Source organism: Streptomyces sp. NPDC033216 (assembly GCF_055577115.1).
In genome coordinates this window covers 114,052-135,775 of sequence record NZ_JBVIQK010000020.1, presented here as the reverse complement: position 1 = coordinate 135,775, position 21,724 = coordinate 114,052, and the positions used below count along the sequence as shown (strand labels likewise).

Genomic DNA, 21,724 nt, shown 5'->3' with positions numbered 1-21,724 from the left:
ACAGCGGGCGGAGGACACGTCCGCGCCGGGCCTGCCCCCGGGGGACGCGTCCCCCGGGGGCAGGCCCGGCGCGGACGTGTCCTCCGCCCGCTGTGAAGCGGACCCTTCGCTCACGCTTCGGGCACGGCGGGGACCGGCTCCGGTCGTGCTCCGGGGAGCGGTCGGAGCGGAAGCGTTCTCGGTACGGGCCACCGGCGAGGTCTCCGGTTGGACGGTGAGCCCGCTCGGTGGCTGGTCGGCCGGCTGGCTCGCCGAGCCCTCCGCGGTGGGCTGGACGGGGCTCTGGTCGGCCGACTGGCTCGCCGAGCCCTCGGCGGCTGTCCGCGCGCGTCGTGCGGGGCGTTCGGCCGCGGTCTGCGAGGGCTCCCCGGCAGCGGTCGGCCCGCCGGCGGGCTGCCCCGCCGGCGGGGCAGCCGACTGGCTCGCCGAGCCCTCCGATGCCGTACGCGCACGCCGGACCGGGCGGTCGCCCGCCGGGCGGGCCGGGCGTTCACCGGCTGTACGGGGTGCTCGGGCGGGGCGGGCGGGGGCAGGGGGGAGTTGGCCCTTCAGGGGTCCCCACTCGTTGGGGTCGGGGACGCCTGGGGGGAGCATCTGGCGGCGCTTGGGGCCGCCGTGTTCGGACTCACCGGGTTCCTTCGCGCCGGGCCAGGCCTTGGCGACACGGGCGGCGAGGACGAAGTCCTTGCGCAGGGGGTGGCCCTCGAAGCTCTCGGGAAGGAGGAGATGGTCCAGGGCCGGGTGGTCGTCGAAGACGACGCCGAACATCTCGTGGGTCTCGCGTTCGTGCCAGGCCGCGCCCGCGTAGACATCGACGGCGGAGGCGAGCGTGGGTGCCTCGTGCGGGACCGTCGTGCGTACCAGCAGCCGGCGGACCGGCGAGAGGGCGACGACGTGGGCCGAGACACGGAGGCCGGTGCCCGGTTCGTCGACCGCGCTGAGCCAGTCGAAGTAGGTGCAGGACAGACGGTCGCGGGCCGCGAGCAGTGCCGCCGTCCAGGACTGCGGTGGTACGTCGACCGTCAGGACCTCGTACGACTCCTCGGCGGTGGCCTCCGGGCCGAAGAGTTCCTCGGCGGCGGCCGGGAGCCAGCCGACGGTGGTCATCGGGCGTCCCCCTCCGTGGCCGGCGGTCGTACGAGCCCGCTCTGGAGGGCCGCCGTCGAAGGACGCTCGGCGCCGGAGGCGTACCGCTCTCCCAGCGACTCGCGTGCGATCTTCTCCTGGAGCTTGAGGATTCCCTGGAGCAGCGCCTCGGGGCGCGGCGGGCAGCCGGGGACGTACACGTCGACGGGGATGATCTGGTCGACGCCCTTGGTGACGGAGTACGAGTCCCAGTAGGGGCCGCCGCAGTTGCTGCACGCACCGAAGGAGATGACGTATTTCGGCTCGGGCATCTGCTCGTAGAGGCGCTTGACGGCCGGGGCCATCTTGTCCGTGACCGTGCCGGAGACGACCATGAGGTCGGCCTGGCGCGGGCCGGGCGCGAAGGGGATGACGCCCAGGCGGATGAAGTCGTGGCGGGCCATCGACGCGGCGATGAACTCGATCGCGCAGCAGGCGAGGCCGAAGTTGAAGACCCAGAGCGAGTAGCGGCGGCCCCAGTTCAGGACGACCTTCATCGGCTCCGGGGCGAGACGGGCGAGGGCGCCCAGCCGCTTCGGCTCGGGGACCCCCACCGCTTCGGGAAGCACCACCGGCTCGGGAAGCAGCACGGGCTCGGGGGTGGGCGGGTTCACGTCCATGTCAGGACGCCCTTCTTGTAGGCGTACAGCAGGCCCACGGCGAGGAAGCCGAGGAAGACGAACATCTCCACGAGCGTGGCCGCGCCGTAGCCGGGGGCGGCGAAGACCGTCGCCCAGGGGAACAGGAAGATCGAGTCGACGGCGAAGATGACGTAGAGGAAGGCGTACACGTAGTAGCGGACCTGGGTGTGGGCCCAGCCCTCGCCGACGGGGTCGACGCCGCACTCGTACGTCAGGAGTTTCTCGGGGGTGGGGACCACGGGGCGCAGCAGGCGGCCCGCACCGAACGCGACCGCGACGAAGAGCACGCCGATGACGGCGAGGAGTCCGACGACCGCGTAGGAGTCGAAGTAGTCCGACGCCACGACGACCGTCGGTTCCCTCAGCGCTGCTTGCGACGACTGCGGCACGGTCCGTCCCTCGCTCCCCGACCCGACCTCGGCCTGTTCGACGATCTGTACGCACGGGAGTCTAGGCCCTGATAAAGACACGGTAAGCAGGCCGTCACGGCTGGCGCGACGGGGTGGGGTTTTCCCCAGGGAGTCCCGGCGGCGAACTCCATGGCGCGGGGGCGCGTCGCACGGCACGCTGACCCGTATGACCGTATCCAAACCCGCTCCCACGGCCGTGCGGCCGCGCGCCGTGCCCGTCGTGCCTGCCGCCGGCCCGGGTGCGCAGGGGCGTGACGAGCAGTTGCCGCGCGTCCGGTTCGCCTATGCCTCACAGACGTGGAAGGAGATCGCTCACCTTCTGACGAACCTGCCGATGTCGGTCATCGGCTTCGTCTACGTCATGACGGTGCTGCTCACCGGCGCCACGTTGACGCTGACGGTGGTCGGGCTGCCGCTGCTCACGCTCGGCCTGCTCGGGGCGCGGCTGATCGGCCGGTTCGAGCGGGGCCGGGCGCGGATGCTGCTCTCGGTGCGGGTCGACGAGCCGAGCCCGCTGCCGTTGCGCCGGGCGGGCAACGTCTTCCAGGGCATGTGGCTGGTGCTGAAGGACCCGGTGGCCTGGCGGACGGTGCTGTACGACTTCATCCGGTTGCCGTGGGGGATCCTCACCTTCACGGTGACGCTGGTGTCGTTGTTCGTGCTGTGGCCGGTGCTGCCGTTCCTGGCGCGGGGACTGACCAACGCGGACCGGGCGATGGTGCGGGCCCTGCTGTGCCCGTCCGACGAGTTGGAGCGGCGGATCGCCGAACTGGAGTCCGACCGGGGGGTCGTGGTGGACACCGCCGCGGCCGATCTGCGGCGCATCGAGCGGGATCTGCACGACGGGGCCCAGGCGCGGCTGGTCAATCTGGCGATGGGGCTCGGCCTGGCCAAGGAGAAGCTGCTGGAGGACCCCGACGCGGCCTCGGTGATGGTCGAGGAGGCGCACGGCGAGGTGAAGCTCGCGCTCCAGGAGCTACGCGATCTGGCGCGGGGGATCCATCCGGCCGTGCTGACCGACCGCGGGCTGGACGCGGCCCTGTCGTCGGTGGCCTCCCGGTGCACGGTGCCGGTGCAGGTGACGGCCGATCTGCCGGCCAGGCCCGCGCAGGCCATCGAGGGCATCGCGTACTTCACCGTCTCCGAGCTCCTCCAGAACGTCAGCAAGCACAGTGGGGCGAAGTCGGCGTCCGTGGACGTGTGGCGGGTGGAGAACCGGCTGCTCATCCAGGTGTCGGACGACGGGCGGGGCGGGGCGCGGCTCGACGGCGGGACGGGGATGCGGGGGCTGGCGGACCGGCTGGGCGCCGTGGACGGGCTGTTCATCGTTGACTCCCCGGTCGGGGGCCCCACCACCGTGACGGCGGAGTTGCCCTGGCGGGACCGGACGGAGCCGACGCTCTGAGGTAGGGAAAACCCCCCTCCCAGGACGCCGACGGACTCCATGGTCCGCGGAGCGCCCGCCGAGGAGGGTGGAGGTAGGGGACGACACCTGCGGACGAGACGAGCAGAACGGACGACGCCGATGGCCACGCAGTACGGGCAGTACGGGCAGTACGGGGACTACGGAGACCACGGGAACCACTCGCGGCGCGGAGAGACACCGGGCGCCGGGGCCGGTGGGCGTCGGCGGCAGCGGCTGCCGTCCGCGCTGCGGGCGCCGGTCGAGGGACGTGCCTGGCGGGAGTTCGCCTACGTGCTGCTGAGCCTGCCGATCAGCATCGTGCTGTTCGTCTTCGCGGTCACCATGCTGTCGGTGGGGGCGGGCCTGCTGGTGACGTTCCTCGGGGTCCCGGTGCTGGCGGCGGGGCTGGCGGCGTGCCGCGGCCTCGGGGCGGTGGAGCGGGCACGGGCGCGGGGGCTGCTCGGACTGGACGTGGCCACGCCGGAGCCGTTGCGTCCACGGGGGCGGGGGGCGATGTCGTGGATGGGCGCGGTGCTCAGGAGCGGCACGTCCTGGCGGCACGTCCTGTACGCGGTGCTGCACCTGCCGTGGGCGGTGCTCTCCTTCTCCGTCGCGGTCGTCTTCTGGGTGTACGGCTGGGCGACGCTGACGTATCCGCTGTGGTTCTGGCTCTTCCCGCTGTACGGCGGGCAGGGCGGGCTCCAGCTGTACGGCGACGACGGGCACCGGGTGTACCTGGACAACCCGTTCGAGATCACCGTGACGGCGTTGGTGGGGCTGTTGTTCACGCTGGCCACGCCGTGGATCGTGCGGGCGCTGACGACGGTGGACCGGCTGATGGTGCACGGGCTGCTCGGCCCGTCGCGGCTGGCGTCGCGCGTGGTGGAACTGGAGTCCGACCGAGGCGTCGTGGTCGATACGGCGGCCGCCGACCTGCGGCGTATCGAGCGGGATCTGCACGACGGGGCGCAGGCGCGGCTGGTGGCGCTGGCGATGGATCTGGGACTCGCGAAGGAGAAGCTGCGGGAGGATCCGCGGGAGGCGGCGCGGATGGTGGACGAGGCGCACGGCGAGGTGAAGACGGCGTTGCGGGAGCTGCGGGATCTGGCGCGGGGGATCCATCCGGCCGTGCTGACCGACCGCGGGCTGGACGCGGCCCTGTCGTCGGTGGCCTCCCGGTGCACGGTGCCGGTGCGGGTGGAGGTGGATCTGGCGGAGCGGCCGGCCGCGGCGATCGAGGGGATCGCGTACTTCACGGTGTCGGAGTTGCTGCAGAACGTCAGCAAGCACAGTGGGGCGCGGGGGGCGTCGGTGGATGTGTGGCGGGTGGAGGAGCGGTTGATGGTGCAGGTGAGTGACGACGGGGTGGGCGGTGCGGATGCCTCCGGCGGGTCGGGGTTGGCCGGGCTGGCCGGGCGGATCGACGCGGTGGACGGGATTCTGGTGGTGGACTCTCCGGTCGGGGGGCCTACTCGGGTGACGGCGGAGCTGCCTTGGCGGGGTGGGGAGTAGGGGGTTTTCTCGCCCCCGCCGCCCCTGCCCTTCCCGTCCCCAGGGGCTCCGCCCCTTCGACCCCACTACCCCGGCGGGGACCACGTCCCCTGCACCACGGAAGGGCCTCCGCCCCTGCGAGCGCCCCCGCGGGCCCCGGCACCCCCGCAGCCCCACACAGGCACGCCGTCGGACACGGCAACGCCCCCGCCCGCGCGGACCAATCCCCCCGGCCGCCGTGGGACACGGCGCCGCCCCCCCAGCCCCGCACGGACCACGCCCCTCCCCCGCCACCGCCGGACACAGCGGCACCCGGCGAGCTCCCTCAGGGGCACATCGGCACGTCCGCTCTCCCGTACTGCGGGCGGTCGTGCGGTCTTCGCCGGGTCGCGGGTGCGCCGTCGTCGGGGATTTGCCGGTGTCACGGTCGGACGCCCCCGCCGAGGGGTGTTTGCTGGAATGCTGGGGCTGTTTCGTGGATGGACGGGTTCGGCCGGGGGCCGGGGAGCGTGGAGGTCAGGGTGCGGGTGGTCATCGCCGAGGATTCGGTGCTGTTGCGGGAGGGGCTGACGCGGCTGCTGACGGACCGGGGTCATGACGTGGTCGCCGGGGTCGGGGATGCCGAGGCGTTGGTGAAGACGATCACCGAGCTGGACGCGGAGGGCGTGTTGCCCGACGTGGTCGTGGCCGATGTGCGGATGCCGCCGACTCACACCGATGAGGGGGTGCGGGCCGCCGTACGGCTGCGGAAGTCGTATCCGGGGCTCGGGGTGCTGGTGCTGTCGCAGTACGTGGAGGAGCGGTACGCCACCGAACTGCTGGCCGGGTCCAGCCGCGGGGTGGGTTATCTGCTCAAGGACCGGGTCGCCGAGGTGCGGGAGTTCGTGGACGCGGTGGTGCGGGTGGCCGAGGGGGGTACGGCCCTCGACCCCGAGGTGGTCGCGCAGCTGCTCGGACGCAGCCGTAAGCAGGACGTGCTGGCCGGGCTGACCCCGCGGGAGGGTGAGGTGCTGGGGCTGATGGCGGAGGGGCGGACGAACTCGGCGATCGCGAAGCAGCTGGTGGTGAGCGACGGGGCGGTGGAGAAGCACGTCAGCAACATCTTCCTCAAGCTCGGACTGTCCCCGAGCGACGGGGACCACCGTCGTGTGCTCGCCGTGCTCACCTATCTCAACTCATGACGATGACGAAGTCGGGAGGCACCCTCGTCGTGCCTTCTCGGTCACCCGGCGTCGTGGGAAATCATGGCGAGTCAGGGCGCCGGGCCGTCTCAGAGGAGTGACCGCCATGCGAATGGCCGAGGGAAGGCGGCCCCTACCGACGTAGGGTTGATCCAGGGAGGGCCTTCGGGAAGGCCTCTCCCCCGGACAGCCGCCTCGAGGGAGGTCCAGTTCAGTGACCAGTCAGGTCAGCAGCCCAGCGGAACAGGCCGACGGAAGCGACGGAAGCGACGCATCCGTCGTGGGAGAGCAGCGCAAACCGGACGGGACGAAGGACGTACGCCGTCTCGACCGGGTGATCATCAGGTTCGCGGGGGACTCGGGTGACGGTATGCAGCTCACCGGAGACCGTTTCACCTCGGAGACGGCGTCGTTCGGCAACGACCTGTCGACCCTGCCGAACTTCCCCGCCGAGATTCGCGCGCCCGCCGGCACACTTCCCGGCGTGTCCTCGTTCCAGCTGCACTTCGCCGACCACGACATCCTCACGCCGGGTGACGCGCCCAATGTGCTGGTCGCGATGAATCCGGCGGCGCTGAAAGCCAACATCGGCGATGTGCCGCGCGGCGCGGAGATCATCGTCAATACGGACGAGTTCAGCAGACGGGCGATGCAGAAGGTGGGGTACGCGGCCTCGCCGCTGGAGGACGGGTCCCTCGACGGTTACCAGATCCACCCGGTCCCGTTGACCACCCTGACCGTCGAGGCTCTCAAGGATTTCGACCTCACCCGCAAGGAGGCCGAGCGCAGCAAGAACATGTTCGCGCTCGGCCTCTTGTCGTGGATGTACAACCGGCCGACGGAGGGGACCGAGAGGTTTCTGAAGTCGAAGTTCGCGAAGAAACCGGACATCGCGGCCGCCAACATCGCGGCGTTCCGGGCGGGCTGGAACTTCGGTGAGACGACCGAGGACTTCGCGGTCAGCTATGAGGTCGCTCCGGCGGCGAAGGCGTTCCCCGTCGGCACCTACCGGAACATCTCCGGGAACCTGGCGCTGGCGTACGGGCTGATCGCCGCCTCCCGGCAGGCCGACCTTCCGCTGTTCCTCGGCTCGTACCCGATCACGCCGGCCTCGGACATCCTGCACGAGCTGAGCAAGCACAAGAACTTCGGTGTACGCACCTTCCAGGCCGAGGACGAGATCGCGGGCATCGGCGCGGCGCTGGGGGCCGCCTTCGGCGGGTCGCTGGCCGTGACCACCACCTCGGGTCCCGGTGTGGCGCTGAAGTCGGAGACCATCGGTCTGGCCGTGTCGCTCGAACTGCCTCTGCTGATCGTCGACATCCAGCGCGGCGGGCCGTCGACCGGTCTGCCGACCAAGACCGAGCAGGCGGACCTGCTCCAGGCGATGTTCGGGCGCAACGGCGAGGCCCCGGTCCCGATCGTCGCGCCCCGCACGCCGGCCGACTGCTTCGACGCGACCCTTGAGGCGGCCCGGATCGCGCTGACGTACCGCACACCGGTGATGCTGCTGTCCGACGGCTACCTCGCCAACGGCTCCGAGCCCTGGCGGATTCCCGAGCTGGACGAACTGCCGGATCTGGGCGTGCAGTTCGCGCAGGGCCCCAATCACACCCTGGAGGACGGCTCCGAGGTCTTCTGGCCGTACAAGCGGGACCCGCGGACCCTCGCCCGGCCGTGGGCCGTGCCGGGCACGCCGGGTCTGGAGCACCGTATCGGCGGGATCGAGAAGCAGGACGGCACCGGCAACATCTCCTACGACCCGGCCAACCACGACTTCATGGTCCGCGCCCGGCAGGCCAAGATCGACGGCATCGACGTGCCGGACGTCGAGGTGGACGACCCGCACGGGGCGAGAACCCTGGTCCTCGGCTGGGGGTCCACCTACGGACCCGTCACCGCGGCCGTACGGCGGCTGCGGGCGGCCGGGGAGTCGATCGCGCAGGCCCATCTGCGGCATCTGAACCCGTTCCCGCAGAACCTGGGCGCGGTGCTGGGGGCGTACGACAAGATCGTGATCCCGGAGATGAACCTGGGCCAGCTCGCCACCTTGATCCGGGCGAGGTATCTGGTCGACGCGCACTCGTACAACCAGGTCAACGGCATGCCGTTCAAGGCGGAACAGCTCGCCTCGGCGCTCAAGGAGGCCATCGATGGCTGAGACGTCCACGGAAGGCAGGGGCACGATCGAGGCGCTTTCGCTCGTCCCCAAGGCCGAGGGCCGCCAGTCCATGAAGGACTTCAAGTCCGATCAGGAGGTCCGCTGGTGCCCCGGCTGCGGTGACTACGCGATCCTGGCGGCCGTCCAGGGCTTCATGCCGGAACTGGGACTGGCCAGGGAGAACATCGTCTTCGTCTCGGGCATCGGCTGCTCCTCGCGGTTCCCCTACTACCTGAACACCTACGGGATGCACTCGATTCACGGGCGGGCGCCCGCGATCGCGACCGGGCTGGCGGCCTCCCGGCGGGACCTGAGCGTGTGGGTGGTGACCGGTGACGGGGACGCCCTGTCCATCGGCGGCAACCACCTCATCCACGCCCTGCGACGCAATGTGAACCTCAAGATCCTGCTGTTCAACAACCGGATCTACGGCCTGACGAAGGGGCAGTACTCGCCCACCTCCGAGGTCGGCAAGATCACCAAGTCGACGCCGATGGGCTCGCTGGACGCGCCCTTCAACCCGGTGTCCCTGGCGCTCGGCGCGGAGGCTTCGTTCGTGGCGCGCACGATCGACTCCGACCGCAAGCATCTGACGGAAGTGCTGCGCCAGGCCGCCGCCCATCCGGGCACGGCGCTGGTGGAGATCTACCAGAACTGCAACATCTTCAACGACGGCGCCTTCGACGCGCTGAAGGACCGGGAGTCGGCCGAGGAGGCGGTGATCCGGCTGGAGCACGGGCAGCCGATCCGGTTCGGCGGCGACCGCTCCAAGGGGGTCGTAAGGGACCGGGCGACCGGTGATCTGAAGGTGGTGGTGGTGACCGCGGAGAACGAGTCCGAGGTCCTGGTCCACGACGCGCACTCCACGTCTGCGACCACCGCGTTCGCGCTGTCCCGGCTGGCCGATCCGGACACCCTGCACCACACGCCGATCGGGGTCCTGCGCTCCGTCGAGCGGCCGGTCTACGACACGCAGATGGCCGACCAGCTGGACGCGGCGATCGACCGGCGCGGCAAGGGGGACCTGGCGGCGCTGCTGGCGGGCGGGGACACGTGGACGGTCGTCGGCTGAGCGACGGCGACGACGCACCTCCGCGAGCACACACATACGCTGCGCACGCGCGTCACATGAGGCCCGGGACCGGGGAGGTTCCGGGCCTCTGTGGCTGCCCGCGCGGCTACCGGCCGCACCGGGCCCGGCGCAGCGTCGGTTCCTCACCTCGACGTCGGCACCACGCCGAAGCACAGCACTTACGTCAACACCAGTACCTTACTTCAAAGTGGGTACTTTCTTTCAGTTAGCGCACTCCTTAGGGTTAGTCCAAGACCGCACCCCAAGGAGTTCTGAATCATGAGCATCGTCGTCACCGGAGCCACCGGACACCTCGGCCGTCATGTCGTGGAGCAGCTACTGGAGAAGGTCCCAGCCGAGGAGATCACGGCCGTCGTGCGCGACGAGGCCAGGGCCGCCGACCTCGCCGGGCGCGGCGTGAGGCTCGCGGTCGCCGACTACAACGCCCCCGAGACCTTCGACGGCCTGTTCGCCGCCGGCGACAAGGTCCTGCTGATCTCGGGCAACGAGTTCGACAAGGGCCGCCCGGCCCAGCACCAGGTCGTCATCGACGCCGCCCGGGGGGCCGGGGTCGCCCTGCTGGCGTACACCAGCGCGCCCGGCAGCCTGAGCGCCGCGCTGGCCGACGACCACCGCGCCACCGAGAAGGCCCTGCTCACCTCCGGTCTGCCCTACAGCCTGCTGCGCAACGGCTGGTACCACGAGAACTACACCGAGAACCTCGCCCCGGTGCGGGAACACAACGCCGTCGTCGCCGCCGCCGGCGACGGCCGCGTCTCCTCCGCCTCCCGTGCCGACTACGCGGCCGCCGCGGTCGCGGTACTGACCGGCGAGGGACACGAGAACACGACGTACGAGCTGGGCGGCGACGAGGCGTGGAGCTTCGCGGAGTACGCGGCCGAGCTGAGCCGGCAGACCGGCGAGGAGATCGTCTACAACCCCGTGCCCACCGAGGCCCTGGTCGGCATCCTGACCGGGGCCGGCCTGCCCGAGCCGCTCGCCGCGATCCTGGCCGGCGTGGACGCGTCGATCGAGAAGGGCGAGCTGGTGGTCTCCACCGGGGACCTCTCCCGGCTGGCGGGCCGCCCGACCACTCCGCTGTCCGAGGCGATCGCCGCCGTGCTCAAGGGCTGACCTTTCGAGGAACCACCCCCGTCCGGTGCACCTCACGCCCTCCATCGGCCTCCGAGCGGGACCGTCCCGCCCCCCGTTCCGGGCCCGCGACCGTCCCGCCCCCGCCTGTCACGACCGTATGGCGATACGGGCATGACAGGCGGGGGTCTCCGGCGTTACCTTCGTCCACGCATGCCCGTCGTGAGGTCGTGAGAAGGAGGGGCCCGTGACCGGGACGTCCAAGGTTGGTGAGGGCCGGACAGGCCTGCTGAACGGCTTCGCCGCCTACGGGATGTGGGGTCTCGTCCCGCTCTTCTGGCCGCTCCTCAAGCCCGCCGGCGCGGCCGAGATCCTGGCCCACCGCATGGTGTGGTCCCTCGTGTTCGTCGCCGCCGCGCTGATCGTCGTACGGCGCTGGAAGTGGGCCGGTGAGCTGCTGCGCCAGCCGCGCCGGCTCGCGCTCGTCACCGTGGCCGCCGCCGTCATCACCGTGAACTGGGGCGTCTACATCTGGGCCGTGAACAGCGGCCATGTCGTCGAGGCGTCCCTCGGTTACTTCATCAACCCGCTCGTCACCATCGCCATGGGCGTCCTGCTCCTGAAGGAGCGGCTGCGGCCCGTGCAGTGGGTGGCGGTCGGCATCGGCCTGGCCGCCGTCCTCGTGCTGACCATCGGCTACGGCCGCCCGCCGTGGATCTCGCTCTGCCTCGCCTTCTCCTTCGCCACCTACGGACTGGTGAAGAAGAAGGTCAACCTCGGCGGGGTCGAGTCGCTCGCCGCCGAGACCGCTATCCAGTTCCTGCCCGCGCTCGGCTATCTGCTGTGGCTGTCCACGCACGGCGGCTCCACCTTCACCAGCGAGGGTGCCGGGCACTCCGCTCTCCTCGCCTCCACCGGCATCGTCACCGCGCTCCCGCTGGTCTGTTTCGGTGCGGCGGCGATCCGGGTGCCGCTCTCCACGCTGGGCCTGTTGCAGTACCTGGCGCCGGTCTTCCAGTTCCTGCTCGGGGTCTTCTACTTCGGCGAGGCCATGCCGCCCGAGCGCTGGGCCGGCTTCGCGCTGGTCTGGCTGGCGCTCGTCCTGCTCACCGGGGACGCGTGGCGCTCCTCGCACCGGACGGCCCGGGCAGCCCGGACAGCCCGGATGCTCGCCGCCGAGACCCGGGCACCCGGCACCACGGGCGCGGTACGGACCGTGGAGGGCGTGCCGTCCGCGGCCGACGCGCCGGAGATCGTCCCCGTCACCAAGCCGTAGACGACGGTCATCGCCCGCTCCCTCGCCGCGATCCACGGCGTCCTCGCGGCCCGGTCATCGCCAGATCTCGGCCCGGGCGGGGGTACGACGGGCGGGGACCCAGCGATCCTGGTGAAGCCGGCCGGCACGTGGGCGGGAGCGACCGGTCACCACGGCCCAGCGGACCGGCCCGGACGATGAGGCCGGCGGGCTGGTGCGGCACCTCGTGGCGGGCGCGAGGGCGCCGGGGCCCGCCGGAGGGCGGCCCGGCCGGGGCGCAGGGTCGGCCGGGGCGCAGGGTCGGCCGGGGCGCAGGGTCGGCCGTCGTACGAGATCACGCTCACGCCGGGGGGACGGCCGGCGGGTGGGGCCGGGGCGCTCGGGGTTCCGGGAGGTTCTGACGTTTCCGGAGGTCGCGGCGTTTCCATTGCCCGCGCACGCGCGTGACCAATAGAACTGGTTACATGAGCGAGACACCCACAGCGGAACCCACGCCCGTCCACTGGAAGCTCGTCGTCGACTCCCTCGACCCGCACGCCCAGGCGGACTTCTGGGCCGCCGCGCTGCACTACACGGTCGAGGACAACAGCGCGCTCGTCGAGCGTCTGCTGGGACTCGGCGCACTGCCCGGCGCCGCGACGGTGGAACACCACGGCCGCCCCGCCTTCCGGGACCTGATCGCCGTACGGCACCCCGCGGACCCCTTCGACGCGGACACCGGCACCGGGCTGGGGCGGCGGCTGCTCTTCCAGCGGGTGCCCGAGGACAAGACGGTCAAGAACCGGCTCCACCTCGACCTGCACCCCGGCGCGGGGCGGCGGGACGAGGAGGTCGAGCGGCTCACCGCCCTCGGGGCGAGTGTGCTGCGGGAGGTGAAGGAACCGTCCGGGGCATGGGTCGTGATGACGGACCCGGAGGGGAACGAATTCTGCGTTCAGTGAGCCGGGCCGCGGGCGGGGCGAGCGGTTCGGAGGCGGCCGGGCGACGGCGGCTCCGCCATGCGAACTCCCTGTCCGAATGGCGCTCTTGACGAAGAGTTGGCCACAGCTTCACCATCCAGGCACCCCATTCACCGTGGATTCCCCGTGGCCAACCCACGGGGAATCCCTCTGGAACTCGGAGCCCCCCACCATGAAGCTCTCCGTTTCCGGGCGGGCGACGGCGACCGCCGTCGTCGCGGCCGCCACGCTGCTCGCCACCGGCTCACTGGCCGGCGCGGCGCCCGCCCCCGAGCCCGTCGCGATCGCCGCCGCGCCCGACATCCCGGTGGCCGACGTCAAGGCACACCTGACCCAGCTCCAGGCCATCGCCACCGCCAACGGCGGCAATCGCGCCCACGGCCGCACCGGCTACCGGGCCTCCCTCGACTACGTGAAGGCCAAGCTGGACGCCGCCGGATTCACCACCACCGTCCAGCAGTTCACCGCGTCCAGCCGGGTCGGCTACAACCTGATCGCCGACTGGCCCGGCGGTGACACCAGTCAGGTCGTCATGGCGGGTGCGCACCTCGACAGCGTCACCTCCGGCGCCGGCATCAACGACAACGGAACCGGCTCCGCCGCCGTCCTGGAGGCCGCCCTGACCGTCGCCCGAACCGGTTACCACCCCTCCAAGCACCTGAGATTCGCCTGGTGGGGCGCGGAGGAACTGGGCTTGGTCGGTTCGCGCCACTACGTCAACACCCTGTCCTCCGCGAACCGCGCCCGGATCAACGGTTACCTCAACTTCGACATGATCGGCTCGCCGAACCCCGGCTACTTCGTCTACGACGACGACCCGGCCATCGAGCAGACCTTCAAGAACTACTTCGCGGGCATCGGCGTCGCCACCGAGATCGAGACCGAGGGCGACGGCCGCTCCGACCACGCGCCGTTCAAGAGCGCGGGAGTCCCGGTCGGCGGCCTGTTCACCGGGGCGAGCCGGACCAAGACGGCGGCCCAGGTGGCCAAGTGGGGCGGTACGGCCGGGCAGGCCTTCGACCGCTGCTACCACTCCTCCTGCGACACCACCGCCAACGTCAACGACACGGCCCTCAACCGCAACGCGGACGCGCTCGCCCACGCGGTGTGGACGTTGTCCCAGTAGGCGCCATCGTCCGAGTAGGGGACGCCCACGGAGCAGAGGACGTCGACGGAGCAGGGGCCGGCGAGCGGTGACGAGGGGCCGGCAGCGGCCGGCCCCTCGTCACTCGCGTCCTAACCCTGCGGGCGTGCGCCCGAGTCGCGGGCCCGTCGGGCCAGCCGGGTCATCCGGGAAGTGGCCGACTCCAACTCCTCGGCGTCGTCGGCGGCCGGGCCGCCCTCGGCGACCAACTCTGTCCACAGGTCGATGAGTTCGGTGCCGAGGTTCAGCCCCTGGAAGGGATCGCGGACGGCACGCCAGGCCGTGGCCGCGCTGTGCACGTTGCCGTACGCGGCCTCAGCGTCCCCGTCGCGGCGGTGGATGGCGGCCAGGTCGAGCGAGAGGTGGAAGGAGCGGACCGGATCCCCGGCCAGGTAGGCGATGTACGCGGCGAGTTCGCGTAGCCCGAGCACCTCGGGGTGCTCCGGTCCCAGCGTCGCCGAGGCCTCGGTCACGGTCCGCTCCGCGAGCGCCGCCGCCGTGTCCGTACGCCCCGCCCGCACGGCCTCGTTGATCCGTGCCATCGGTTCGCCGAGCAGAGCGGGCGCCCCGTCGGCACCGGGAAGCGAGCGCGGATCGTCCCCGAGCACGGCCTCCGCCACGGCGTCGAAGCCGCGGGCGGGGGTCGGCTCGGGCACGGGTTCGGGTTCGAACCCCAACGCCACTTCCGGAATGAGGAGGGGGGCGGGGCCGGGGGTCGGTTCCGGGCCGAGGTCCGAGGTGGGGGACGGCTGCGGGACGGGGGCCGGGTCCGCGGCCGGGTGGGAGCGTGCGCCCTCGGGAACACGGTCCATCACCGGTGGTGGGCCGAACACGCCCGTCGGGGTTGCGGCCGCGCCCGGAGTCTCGTCCCGCGGCTCAGCCGGATCGCGGCGCAGGAAGTGCGTGGGCTTGTCCTGCCGGGACGGCGCACGCCCCTCGGCGGGCGGCGGGGCCGGCGTGAGCGGGGTGGGCGGTGTGCGCGCCTCGAAGGACCGGTCCGCCGACTGGTCGCCCGGCTGCCTCGGCGGGGCCACCCGTAGGGGCTCGCCCGCGAAGTGGCTGGAACCGTCCGGCTCCACGCGCAGCGGGACGACGTAGCCGATGCGCTCGTCGTGGACCGTGGCGAGCACCGGGTACCCGGTGGCGAGGGCGATGCGGTGGAGGTGGCCGAGGACGGCCTGCTGGAGTTCCTGCCCGTCGGCGGCGACGACGGGCACGCCGCCGATGCTGGCCGGCCCGCCCCCGCAGACGTGCACGTCGAGCGGCGCCACCGCGACGGTCTGCCGCCCGTCGTACTGCTGTGCCCGCTTCTTCTCGCGGCTGAGTCGAGACATCGGTTCCTCACCCTGACACGTCGCCGTGCGTACGTTGCGCTCATGACCCGTGCACCCACACGTACACGTACTGTTGAGTTTCTCCGGCCGCGCCCGGTCCGCACGTCACCGCGACGTCACAGCCTCGTTCCAAGGACCGCGGGCACGGGGGATCCGGCGGTGGTCCGGCCGCGCGGGCGGGCGGTGGCGACGACGAGGAGTGCGGGGCATGCGGACGACGGGCGGGCGGCCGGCGGGGCCGGAGATCTGGATCCGCGGTCCGGTGTCCGCTCCGGAACCGCCACCGGGGCCGTGCGCCACGGTGGCCGGCCCCCGTAGCTTCTCCTGGCTCGGCACCCACGGCGGGGCCGGTGTCTCCACGCTCGCCGCGGTCTACGGCGGCCACGACTGCGGACGCCACTGGCCCGGCGCGGGCGCCCCGCCGTCCGTGCTGCTCGTGGCCCGCACCCACGCGGCGGGACTGGAGTCGGTGCTTGCGACCCTGGAGGTCTTCCGGCGCGGGCAGGCCCCGGCGGGCCTCGACCTGGACGCGGTCGTGCTGGTCGCGGACGCGCCCGGACGGCTGCCACGCCCGCTCGCGCAGCGGGTGCGGGTGATCGAGTCGGTCATCGACGTGTACCGGGTGCCGTGGGTGCAGGACTGGCGCCTCGGTGACCTGTCGGGCACCCCGCCGCGCGAGACGGAACCCCTGGCCCGCCTCACGCACACGGCCGTCCGGCGGACAGGCTGAGCGCGGCTCCGCCCGAACCGCGGGAAGAACCCCCGCCCGCGCCTTCCTCCTCGGCCGTCGGGCTCGCCGCCGCCGTACGGGAGGGGCGGCTGCGGGCCGTCGACGTGGTGGCCGGGGCACTGGAGCGGATCCGGCGGGAGGACCACGCGCTGGGGGCGTTCGCCGAGGTGTGGCAGGACGCGGCGCTTCAGCGGGCGTCCGGGGTGGACGCGCGGGTCGCGGCCGGTGAATGGCTCCCGCTGGCCGGGGTACCGATCGGCGTCAAGGGCCGGCTCGGGCTGCGTACGGCGGGGCCGCTGGTGGCCGCCGGCTGCGTACCGGTGGGCGCGACGGCCGTACCCGGCCCCGGGACTCCGTGGCAGACCTGGGGACTCGGCGCGCACGGCCGTACCGTCAACCCCTGGCGCGCCGACCGCACGCCGGGCGGCTCCTCGGCCGGTTCGGCGGCGGCGGTCGCGGCCGGCCTGGTGCCGCTGGCGACCGGCAGCGACGGCGCGGGCTCGGTGCGCGTCCCGGCGGCCTGGTGCGGCGTCCTCGGTCTGAAGGTCACGAACGGACGATTCCCGTCCCCGGACCGTACGGGGCTCGCGGCGCCGGGCGTCCTCGCACGGTACGCGGCGGACGCGGGGGCGTACTGGGCGGTGCTGTCCGCGGAGGCGCCGGGACGACTCGGGCCGCGCACCGCCGTCTTCTCCCCCGACCTCGGGTTCGCCGACCCCGACCCGGAACCCCTGGCCCTCGCACGGGCCGCCGCCGCCCGCCTCGCCGACGCGGGTGCCGTTCGGCTGCTGCGGTCCGAGGCGCCGTTGCGGCTGGAGGATCCCGCGCCCGCCTGGCTCGCGCTGCGCGGGTCGGGTGCCACCTCGGCGGTACGGGGGATACGGAGTGCCAACGATCGTCGGTTGGCCGCCCTCTTCGACCGGGCGGACCTGTTGCTGACCCCTACGACCCCCAACCCGGCGCACGGCCACGACGGTCCCGGGGACCGCTACTCGACGGCGCTGACGTGGGCGTTCAACCTGAGCGGACATCCGGCGATCAGCATCCCGGCGGGGATCGGCGCGGACGGCTGCCCGGTGGGGCTCCAGGTGGTGGCGGCGCACGGCCGGGAGGCGGCGCTGCTGGCCGTGGCGGCTGCCGGGGAGGCGCCGACGGGGTTTCTCGACGCGGCTCCCCCGGGCTCTTGACCTCTGCGCCCCGAACCCCTGGCGCGAGTAGTTGCGCACGCATATAATGCACATGCGTTTTATAGTCGTACGCCGACCATCTGGGGGACCCATGAGCAACCGTCGTTTCCTGTTCGTGCTGGGGAGCAGCCGCCCCGAGGGCAATACGGAGCAGCTGGCGCGTGCGGCCGCCGAGCAACTGCCCGCCGACGTCGAGCAGGAGTGGATCAGTCTCGCCGACCATCCGCTGCCCGACTTCGAGGACCTGCGCCACGACATCGACCACGTCCGTCCCACCGAGGGGGACGTGGCCCTGCTGCTCGACGCCACGCTCGCGGCGACGGACATCGTCATCGCGTCACCGCTGTACTGGTACACGCTGTCCGGCCAGGCCAAGCGCTACCTGGACTACTGGTCGGGCTGGCTGCGCACCCCCGGCATCGACTTCAAGGCCACCCTCGCCGGACGCACCCTGTGGGGTGTCACCGCGCTCGCCGAGGAGCGGCAGGAGGTGGCCGATCCGCTGATCGGCGCGCTGCGGAACTCGGCCGCGTACATGGAGATGCGGTTCGGCGGCGTGCTGCTCGGCAACGGCAGCAAGCCGGGCGACGTACGGAACGACACCCAGGCGCTGGCCCGAGCGAAGACCTTCTTCGCGCAGCCCGCGCCCCTCGCCCGCTACGCGTTCGAGACCGACTGACGGCACGGACGCACCGGTCCACGGGGGGCGGCTCGGCCGGCGGAGGGGGCGGGCGACAGGGTGATCGGCGGGGCGGTCGGTCGACGGGGGCGGTCGGCCGACGAAGGGGGTGGCGGAGGACGGGAGCGGGCGGCGGAGGGGGCCGTTACGCCGTGACGTCCTTCGCCGTGAACCGCGCCCAGGCCGCCGACCCGAAGACGGCCACGTACAGCGCCTGAAGACTGAGGTTCTTCCGGAGTTCCTCCCAGTAGACCGGGTCGCGCATCAGGTCGGCGAAGGACAGCCAGTAGTGGGAGAAGAGGTAGGGCTGGATCGCGTGCAGCTGCGGGATCTGGTCGAGGATCTGCACCGTGGTGAGCAGCCCCACGGTCGTCGCCATGGCCGCGATGCCGCTGTTGGTGAGCGTGGAGACGAACAGTCCGAGCGCGGCCACGCCGAGCAGCGAGGCGGTGACGGCCAGGGCGATCAGCAGGGCCCGCCACAGGCCGTCGGCGAATGAGACACGGGTGCCGGAGAGGGTCGTGAGGTCGCCGAGCGGGAACAGCAGCGCGCCGACGGCCAGCGCCGACACCGCGACGACCAGGGTGGCCAGCAGGCAGAAGGTCACCGTGGTCGCGTACTTGACGAGAAGCAGGCGGGTACGGCCAGCGGGGGCGACGAGGAGGTAGCGCAGGGTGCCGGAGTTCGCCTCGCCGGCGACCGCGTCGCCCGCGACGACACCGACGGCCATCGGCAGGAAGAACGGGAGCGTGGCGGCCAGCGCGGTGAACACCAGGAACAGGCCGTTGTTGGTGATCTGCGCCATGAAGGCCGGTCCCTCACCACCGCCGCCCCGCTGACCGGCCGTCGAACCGTCGCCGGTCTCGATCCTCACCGCGATCCCGACAAGCACCGGCACGGCCGCCAGCACACCCAGCAGCGCGAGGGTCCGCCAGCGGCGCAGGGTGATGGTGAGTTCGCTGCGGAAGAGACCGAGGGCCCACAACGGACTGACCGGCCGGGTGATGTCGCCGACGGCCGGTGCGACCTTCGTCTCGGGCTGCTCGGCGTGCGCAGTCCGCTCGACATGCTCGGCGCGCTCCGTCCGCTCGGCGTGCCCGGCCTGCTCGGCGTGCGCTGTCCGCTCGGCCTGCCCAGCGTGCTCAGCCTGCGACATCGAAGCCCTCCCCCGTCAGTGCGACGAACGCGTCCTCCAGGGAGGCCCGCTCCACGCCGAAGCCCCGCACGCGGACGCCGGCCGTCACCAACGCCGCGTTCAGCTCGGCCAGTTCGCGGTCGGCGGGCTCGGCCGTCACCCGGTTCTCGGTCACGATGACGTCAGACACGCCCTGTTCCTCCAGCACCCGAGCCGCGTCCGCCGTGTCCGGGGTGGTCACGGCGAGCCGGCCGCGCGCGCGGGCCGCCAGGTCGGACACCGGGCCCTGGGTGAGGAGCCGCCCCCGTGCCATGACGGCGGCGTGGGTGCAGACCTGCTCGATCTCGTCGAGGAGGTGGGAGGAGAGGAAGACGGTGGTGCCGTCCGCTGCCAGTTCCCGTACGAGGACCCGGATCTCGCGCATGCCCTGCGGGTCGAGACCGTTGGTCGGCTCGTCCAGGATCAGCAGCCGACGCGGCTGGAGAAGCGCGGCGGCCAGACCCAGCCGCTGCTTCATACCGAGCGAGTAGGCCTTCGCCTTCTTCGCCGCGGCGGCCGTCAGACCCACCCGCTCCAGCGCCTCGGCCACGCGGGCGCGCCGGGTGCGCGGGTCGGCGGTCGGGTCGGCGGCGTCGTAGCGCAGGAGGTTGTCGCGGCCGGAGAGGAAGCCGTAGAGGGCCGGGCCCTCGATGAGGGCGCCGACGTGCGGCAGCACGGTGCGGGAGGCGCGGGGCATGGGGCCCCCCAGCACCCGCGCCGTGCCGGAGGTGGGTTCGATGAGGCCCATCAGCATGCGGATGGTGGTCGTCTTGCCGGAGCCGTTCGGGCCGAGGAAGCCGAAGACGCTGCCCGCCGGGACGGCCAGGTCGAGGCCGTCGACGGCGAGCTGTCCACCGCGGTAGCGCTTGGTGAGCGCGCGGGTGCGGATGACGCTGTCCCCGTCGACCGCACCTGGCGCCCCGAGGGGCGCCTCCGCCGCGTCGTCGTCCATCGGCTCCCCCGGTCGTCGGTTCACGTCAGGGTACTCGGACGGTGTCCTAGCGCCCCGCGTTCGCCGCCTTCACGAGAGCGTCCTTGGTGACGGCGCCGACGTAGAGCTTGCCGTCGTCCGTGACCAGGGCGTTGACCAGGCGGGTGGAGAAGACGGTGCCGGAGCCGAACTTGCCGTCGACCTTGTCGCCGAAGGAGTCCAGGAACCCGCCGAGACCGCCCGCGTCGGGGAGGTCAGCGGAGGAGGGGACGCCCTCGCCGCCGGTGTCGAAGGTGGCGACCGAGGTCCAGCCCTCGCCGAGGACGTCGAGCCCGGCGAGACCCTTGGCGAAGTCCCCCTCCGCGCCCTTGGACGGCGCGGGTACGTCGGTCGCGGCGTCCGCGGCGTCCCCCTCGGTCACCTTCGCCCCCTTGGGCGGGGTGAAGTCGAAGGTGGAGGCGGCCGGCCTGGCGAAGCTGACCTGGGTGAAGCCGGCGTCGACGACGGCGGCCCCGCCGCTCGCCGGGGTCAGCGTGAACTTGAGCGGCAGCCCCGTCTTCGCGTCCACGGCCACACTGATCGCGCCGACGGTCGAACCGGACTGCTTCGGCTTGACCAGCAGCTTGTAGGCGTCGCGGCCGGCCACCTGGACGGTGCCGTCCACGGTCACGGACGTGGTGTCGTCGACGGCCTTCAGGGCTTCGTCGGTGAGGCCCTTGGGCGTGGTGGGAACGGGCTCGGCCGCATCCTCGCCCTTCTCGGCGGTGGAGTGATAGACCTCGTTGGAGGCGCTGTCGTACCCCCACACGTCCTTGCCGTCGTGGATGAGGCTGTACTCGGCGGCGTTCTCCAGGAGGGACAGTTTCTGCTTGTCCGGGCCGTCGGCGGCGACGCGCAGGGTGTGCGTGCCGGAGGCGAGTTCGGTGAGCTTGGTGGAGGGGTCGGCGGAGGACCCGCCGCCGTCGCCCCCGGTCCCCCCGGCGGCCCCGGAGAGGAGCCCGCTCTCCAGCCCGCCCAGGTCGGGCAGGCCGAGATCGGTGGTGATCTTCACCGTGCCGGACAGCTGCTGTACGTCCGACGCGGCGATCTTCTCGATGAGCTGCTGTGCGGTGATCTTCGGCAGGGCGGGATCGCCCGAGTCGGCGAGCGCCGGGACCAGCCCGATCGTCGCCGCCGCGACACCCACCACGGTGACCGGAACGATGTACCGCACGGCCTTGCGCCGCCCGACACGCCGATCGTCGGCCTCTCCGGCGTGCGTGCTGTCGTCGGATGCGTACGGTGCCATATGTGCCTTACCTCCGTCGTCGGCGGCGGCCGGTCGTCGCGCGGGTCAACGTCCCCCGCTCAAGCCGCCATTCTCACCCGAATCGGTGAGGAGTGGTGATTTCCGTGGTTCCCATCTGACCAAAGAAGCCATCCGCATACGTCAACCCGAGGACCCAACTCGACGTACGCCTGGGGTATGACGTCGGGGTGGGGGGCGTCAGGGTGGAGCGGGGGAAGGGGCTCGGGACGGGGGTGGAGATGGAGCCCTGGTGGGGCGTGGGGGACGGAGTCCCCGCAGGGGTGCGAGGGGGGATGGAGTCCCCGCAGGGGTGCGAGAGGGGATGGAGTCCCCGCAGGGGTGCGAGAGGGGATGGAGTCCCCGCAGGGGTGCGAGAGGGGATGGAGTCCCCGCAGGGGTGCGAGGGGCGATGGAGTCCCCGCAGGGGTGCGAGAGGGACGAAGTCGCTGCCGGGGGGTGGGGCGG

Annotated in this window: 19 protein-coding genes; 12 read left to right on the top strand and 7 right to left on the bottom strand. The window is 72.3% G+C overall.

The genetic code is table 11. The features are described from left to right. The 3 genes from ACZ5Y0_RS29070 to ACZ5Y0_RS29060 form a co-directional block, all read right to left on the bottom strand. Positions 1–1,107, bottom strand: a 1,107-nt coding sequence (locus ACZ5Y0_RS29070) for an NADH-quinone oxidoreductase subunit C (RefSeq protein ID WP_469131649.1), incomplete at its 3' end; no start/stop codon positions are given. Beyond that, positions 1,104–1,745: an NADH-quinone oxidoreductase subunit B gene (locus ACZ5Y0_RS29065; protein ID WP_469131648.1), complete on the bottom strand. Its 642-nt coding sequence runs from the start codon at positions 1,743–1,745 to the stop codon at positions 1,104–1,106. The genes ACZ5Y0_RS29065 and ACZ5Y0_RS29070, both read right to left, overlap by 4 nt. Then, on the bottom strand, positions 1,736–2,131 hold the full coding sequence (locus ACZ5Y0_RS29060; RefSeq protein WP_382779888.1) for an NADH-quinone oxidoreductase subunit A: 396 nt from the start codon (positions 2,129–2,131) through the stop codon (positions 1,736–1,738). The genes ACZ5Y0_RS29065 and ACZ5Y0_RS29060 overlap by 10 nt, the downstream gene beginning before the upstream one ends. Before the next feature lie 202 nt (positions 2,132–2,333). Between ACZ5Y0_RS29060 and ACZ5Y0_RS29055 the strand changes: the two genes are divergently transcribed. From ACZ5Y0_RS29055 to ACZ5Y0_RS29015, 9 genes are all read left to right on the top strand, one after another. Further along, positions 2,334–3,581, top strand: a complete 1,248-nt coding sequence (locus ACZ5Y0_RS29055) for a sensor histidine kinase (RefSeq protein ID WP_469131659.1) — start codon at positions 2,334–2,336, stop codon at positions 3,579–3,581. A 120-nt stretch (positions 3,582–3,701) separates the two neighbouring features. Continuing rightward, positions 3,702–5,093: a sensor histidine kinase gene (locus tag ACZ5Y0_RS29050; protein ID WP_469131647.1), complete on the top strand. Its 1,392-nt coding sequence runs from the start codon at positions 3,702–3,704 to the stop codon at positions 5,091–5,093. A gap of 458 nt (positions 5,094–5,551) precedes the next feature. Beyond that, complete coding sequence (locus tag ACZ5Y0_RS29045) at positions 5,552–6,253, top strand: response regulator (RefSeq protein ID WP_469131646.1); 702 nt, start codon at positions 5,552–5,554, stop codon at positions 6,251–6,253. A gap of 214 nt (positions 6,254–6,467) precedes the next feature. After that, positions 6,468–8,414 (top strand): 2-oxoacid:acceptor oxidoreductase subunit alpha, encoded by a 1,947-nt coding sequence (locus tag ACZ5Y0_RS29040; protein WP_469131645.1) that lies wholly within the window; start codon positions 6,468–6,470, stop codon positions 8,412–8,414. Then, positions 8,407–9,486, top strand: a complete 1,080-nt coding sequence (locus ACZ5Y0_RS29035; RefSeq protein WP_469131644.1) for a 2-oxoacid:ferredoxin oxidoreductase subunit beta — start codon at positions 8,407–8,409, stop codon at positions 9,484–9,486. The genes ACZ5Y0_RS29040 and ACZ5Y0_RS29035 overlap by 8 nt, the downstream gene beginning before the upstream one ends. Positions 9,487–9,765: 279 nt before the next feature. Then, entirely contained in the window at positions 9,766–10,620 is an 855-nt protein-coding gene (locus ACZ5Y0_RS29030) for an SDR family oxidoreductase (protein WP_469131643.1), read from the top strand. A 271-nt stretch (positions 10,621–10,891) separates the two neighbouring features. Further along, the gene (gene rarD, locus ACZ5Y0_RS29025; RefSeq protein WP_469131658.1) at positions 10,892–11,854 is read left to right on the top strand and encodes an EamA family transporter RarD; all 963 of its coding nucleotides are present in this window, start codon (positions 10,892–10,894) and stop codon (positions 11,852–11,854) included. A gap of 443 nt (positions 11,855–12,297) precedes the next feature. Beyond that, positions 12,298–12,774, top strand: coding sequence for a VOC family protein (locus ACZ5Y0_RS29020; RefSeq protein ID WP_469131642.1), 477 nt, complete (start codon positions 12,298–12,300; stop codon positions 12,772–12,774). 190 nt (positions 12,775–12,964) lie between these two features. Continuing rightward, complete coding sequence (locus tag ACZ5Y0_RS29015; RefSeq protein ID WP_469131641.1) at positions 12,965–13,918, top strand: M28 family metallopeptidase; 954 nt, start codon at positions 12,965–12,967, stop codon at positions 13,916–13,918. Positions 13,919–14,028: 110 nt separating this feature from the next. On the opposite strand, the gene ACZ5Y0_RS29010 is transcribed toward ACZ5Y0_RS29015, so the two are convergent. Next, a complete protein-coding gene (locus ACZ5Y0_RS29010; protein ID WP_469131640.1) occupies positions 14,029–15,270 on the bottom strand; it encodes a tetratricopeptide repeat protein in 1,242 nt (413 codons plus the stop codon). A gap of 208 nt (positions 15,271–15,478) precedes the next feature. Here ACZ5Y0_RS29010 and ACZ5Y0_RS29005 point away from each other — a divergent pair, with 208 nt between their 5' ends. From ACZ5Y0_RS29005 to ACZ5Y0_RS28995, 3 genes are all read left to right on the top strand, one after another. After that, complete coding sequence (locus ACZ5Y0_RS29005) at positions 15,479–16,000, top strand: DUF6668 family protein (protein ID WP_469131639.1); 522 nt, start codon at positions 15,479–15,481, stop codon at positions 15,998–16,000. 89 nt (positions 16,001–16,089) lie between these two features. After that, on the top strand, positions 16,090–17,187 hold the full coding sequence (locus tag ACZ5Y0_RS29000; RefSeq protein ID WP_469131657.1) for an amidase family protein: 1,098 nt from the start codon (positions 16,090–16,092) through the stop codon (positions 17,185–17,187). Positions 17,188–17,278: 91 nt separating this feature from the next. Then, the gene (locus ACZ5Y0_RS28995) at positions 17,279–17,866 is read left to right on the top strand and encodes a flavodoxin family protein (RefSeq protein ID WP_469131638.1); all 588 of its coding nucleotides are present in this window, start codon (positions 17,279–17,281) and stop codon (positions 17,864–17,866) included. A 145-nt stretch (positions 17,867–18,011) separates the two neighbouring features. On the opposite strand, the gene ACZ5Y0_RS28990 is transcribed toward ACZ5Y0_RS28995, so the two are convergent. The 3 genes from ACZ5Y0_RS28990 to ACZ5Y0_RS28980 are packed head-to-tail and all read right to left on the bottom strand — an operon-like array spanning position 18,012 to position 21,259. Beyond that, entirely contained in the window at positions 18,012–19,022 is a 1,011-nt protein-coding gene (locus ACZ5Y0_RS28990; protein WP_469131637.1) for an ABC transporter permease, read from the bottom strand. Then, entirely contained in the window at positions 19,009–19,992 is a 984-nt protein-coding gene (locus ACZ5Y0_RS28985; protein ID WP_469131636.1) for an ABC transporter ATP-binding protein, read from the bottom strand. The genes ACZ5Y0_RS28990 and ACZ5Y0_RS28985 overlap by 14 nt, the downstream gene beginning before the upstream one ends. Positions 19,993–20,038: 46 nt before the next feature. After that, positions 20,039–21,259, bottom strand: coding sequence for a LolA family protein (locus tag ACZ5Y0_RS28980; protein ID WP_469131635.1), 1,221 nt, complete (start codon positions 21,257–21,259; stop codon positions 20,039–20,041). Positions 21,260–21,724 lie beyond the last annotated feature (465 nt).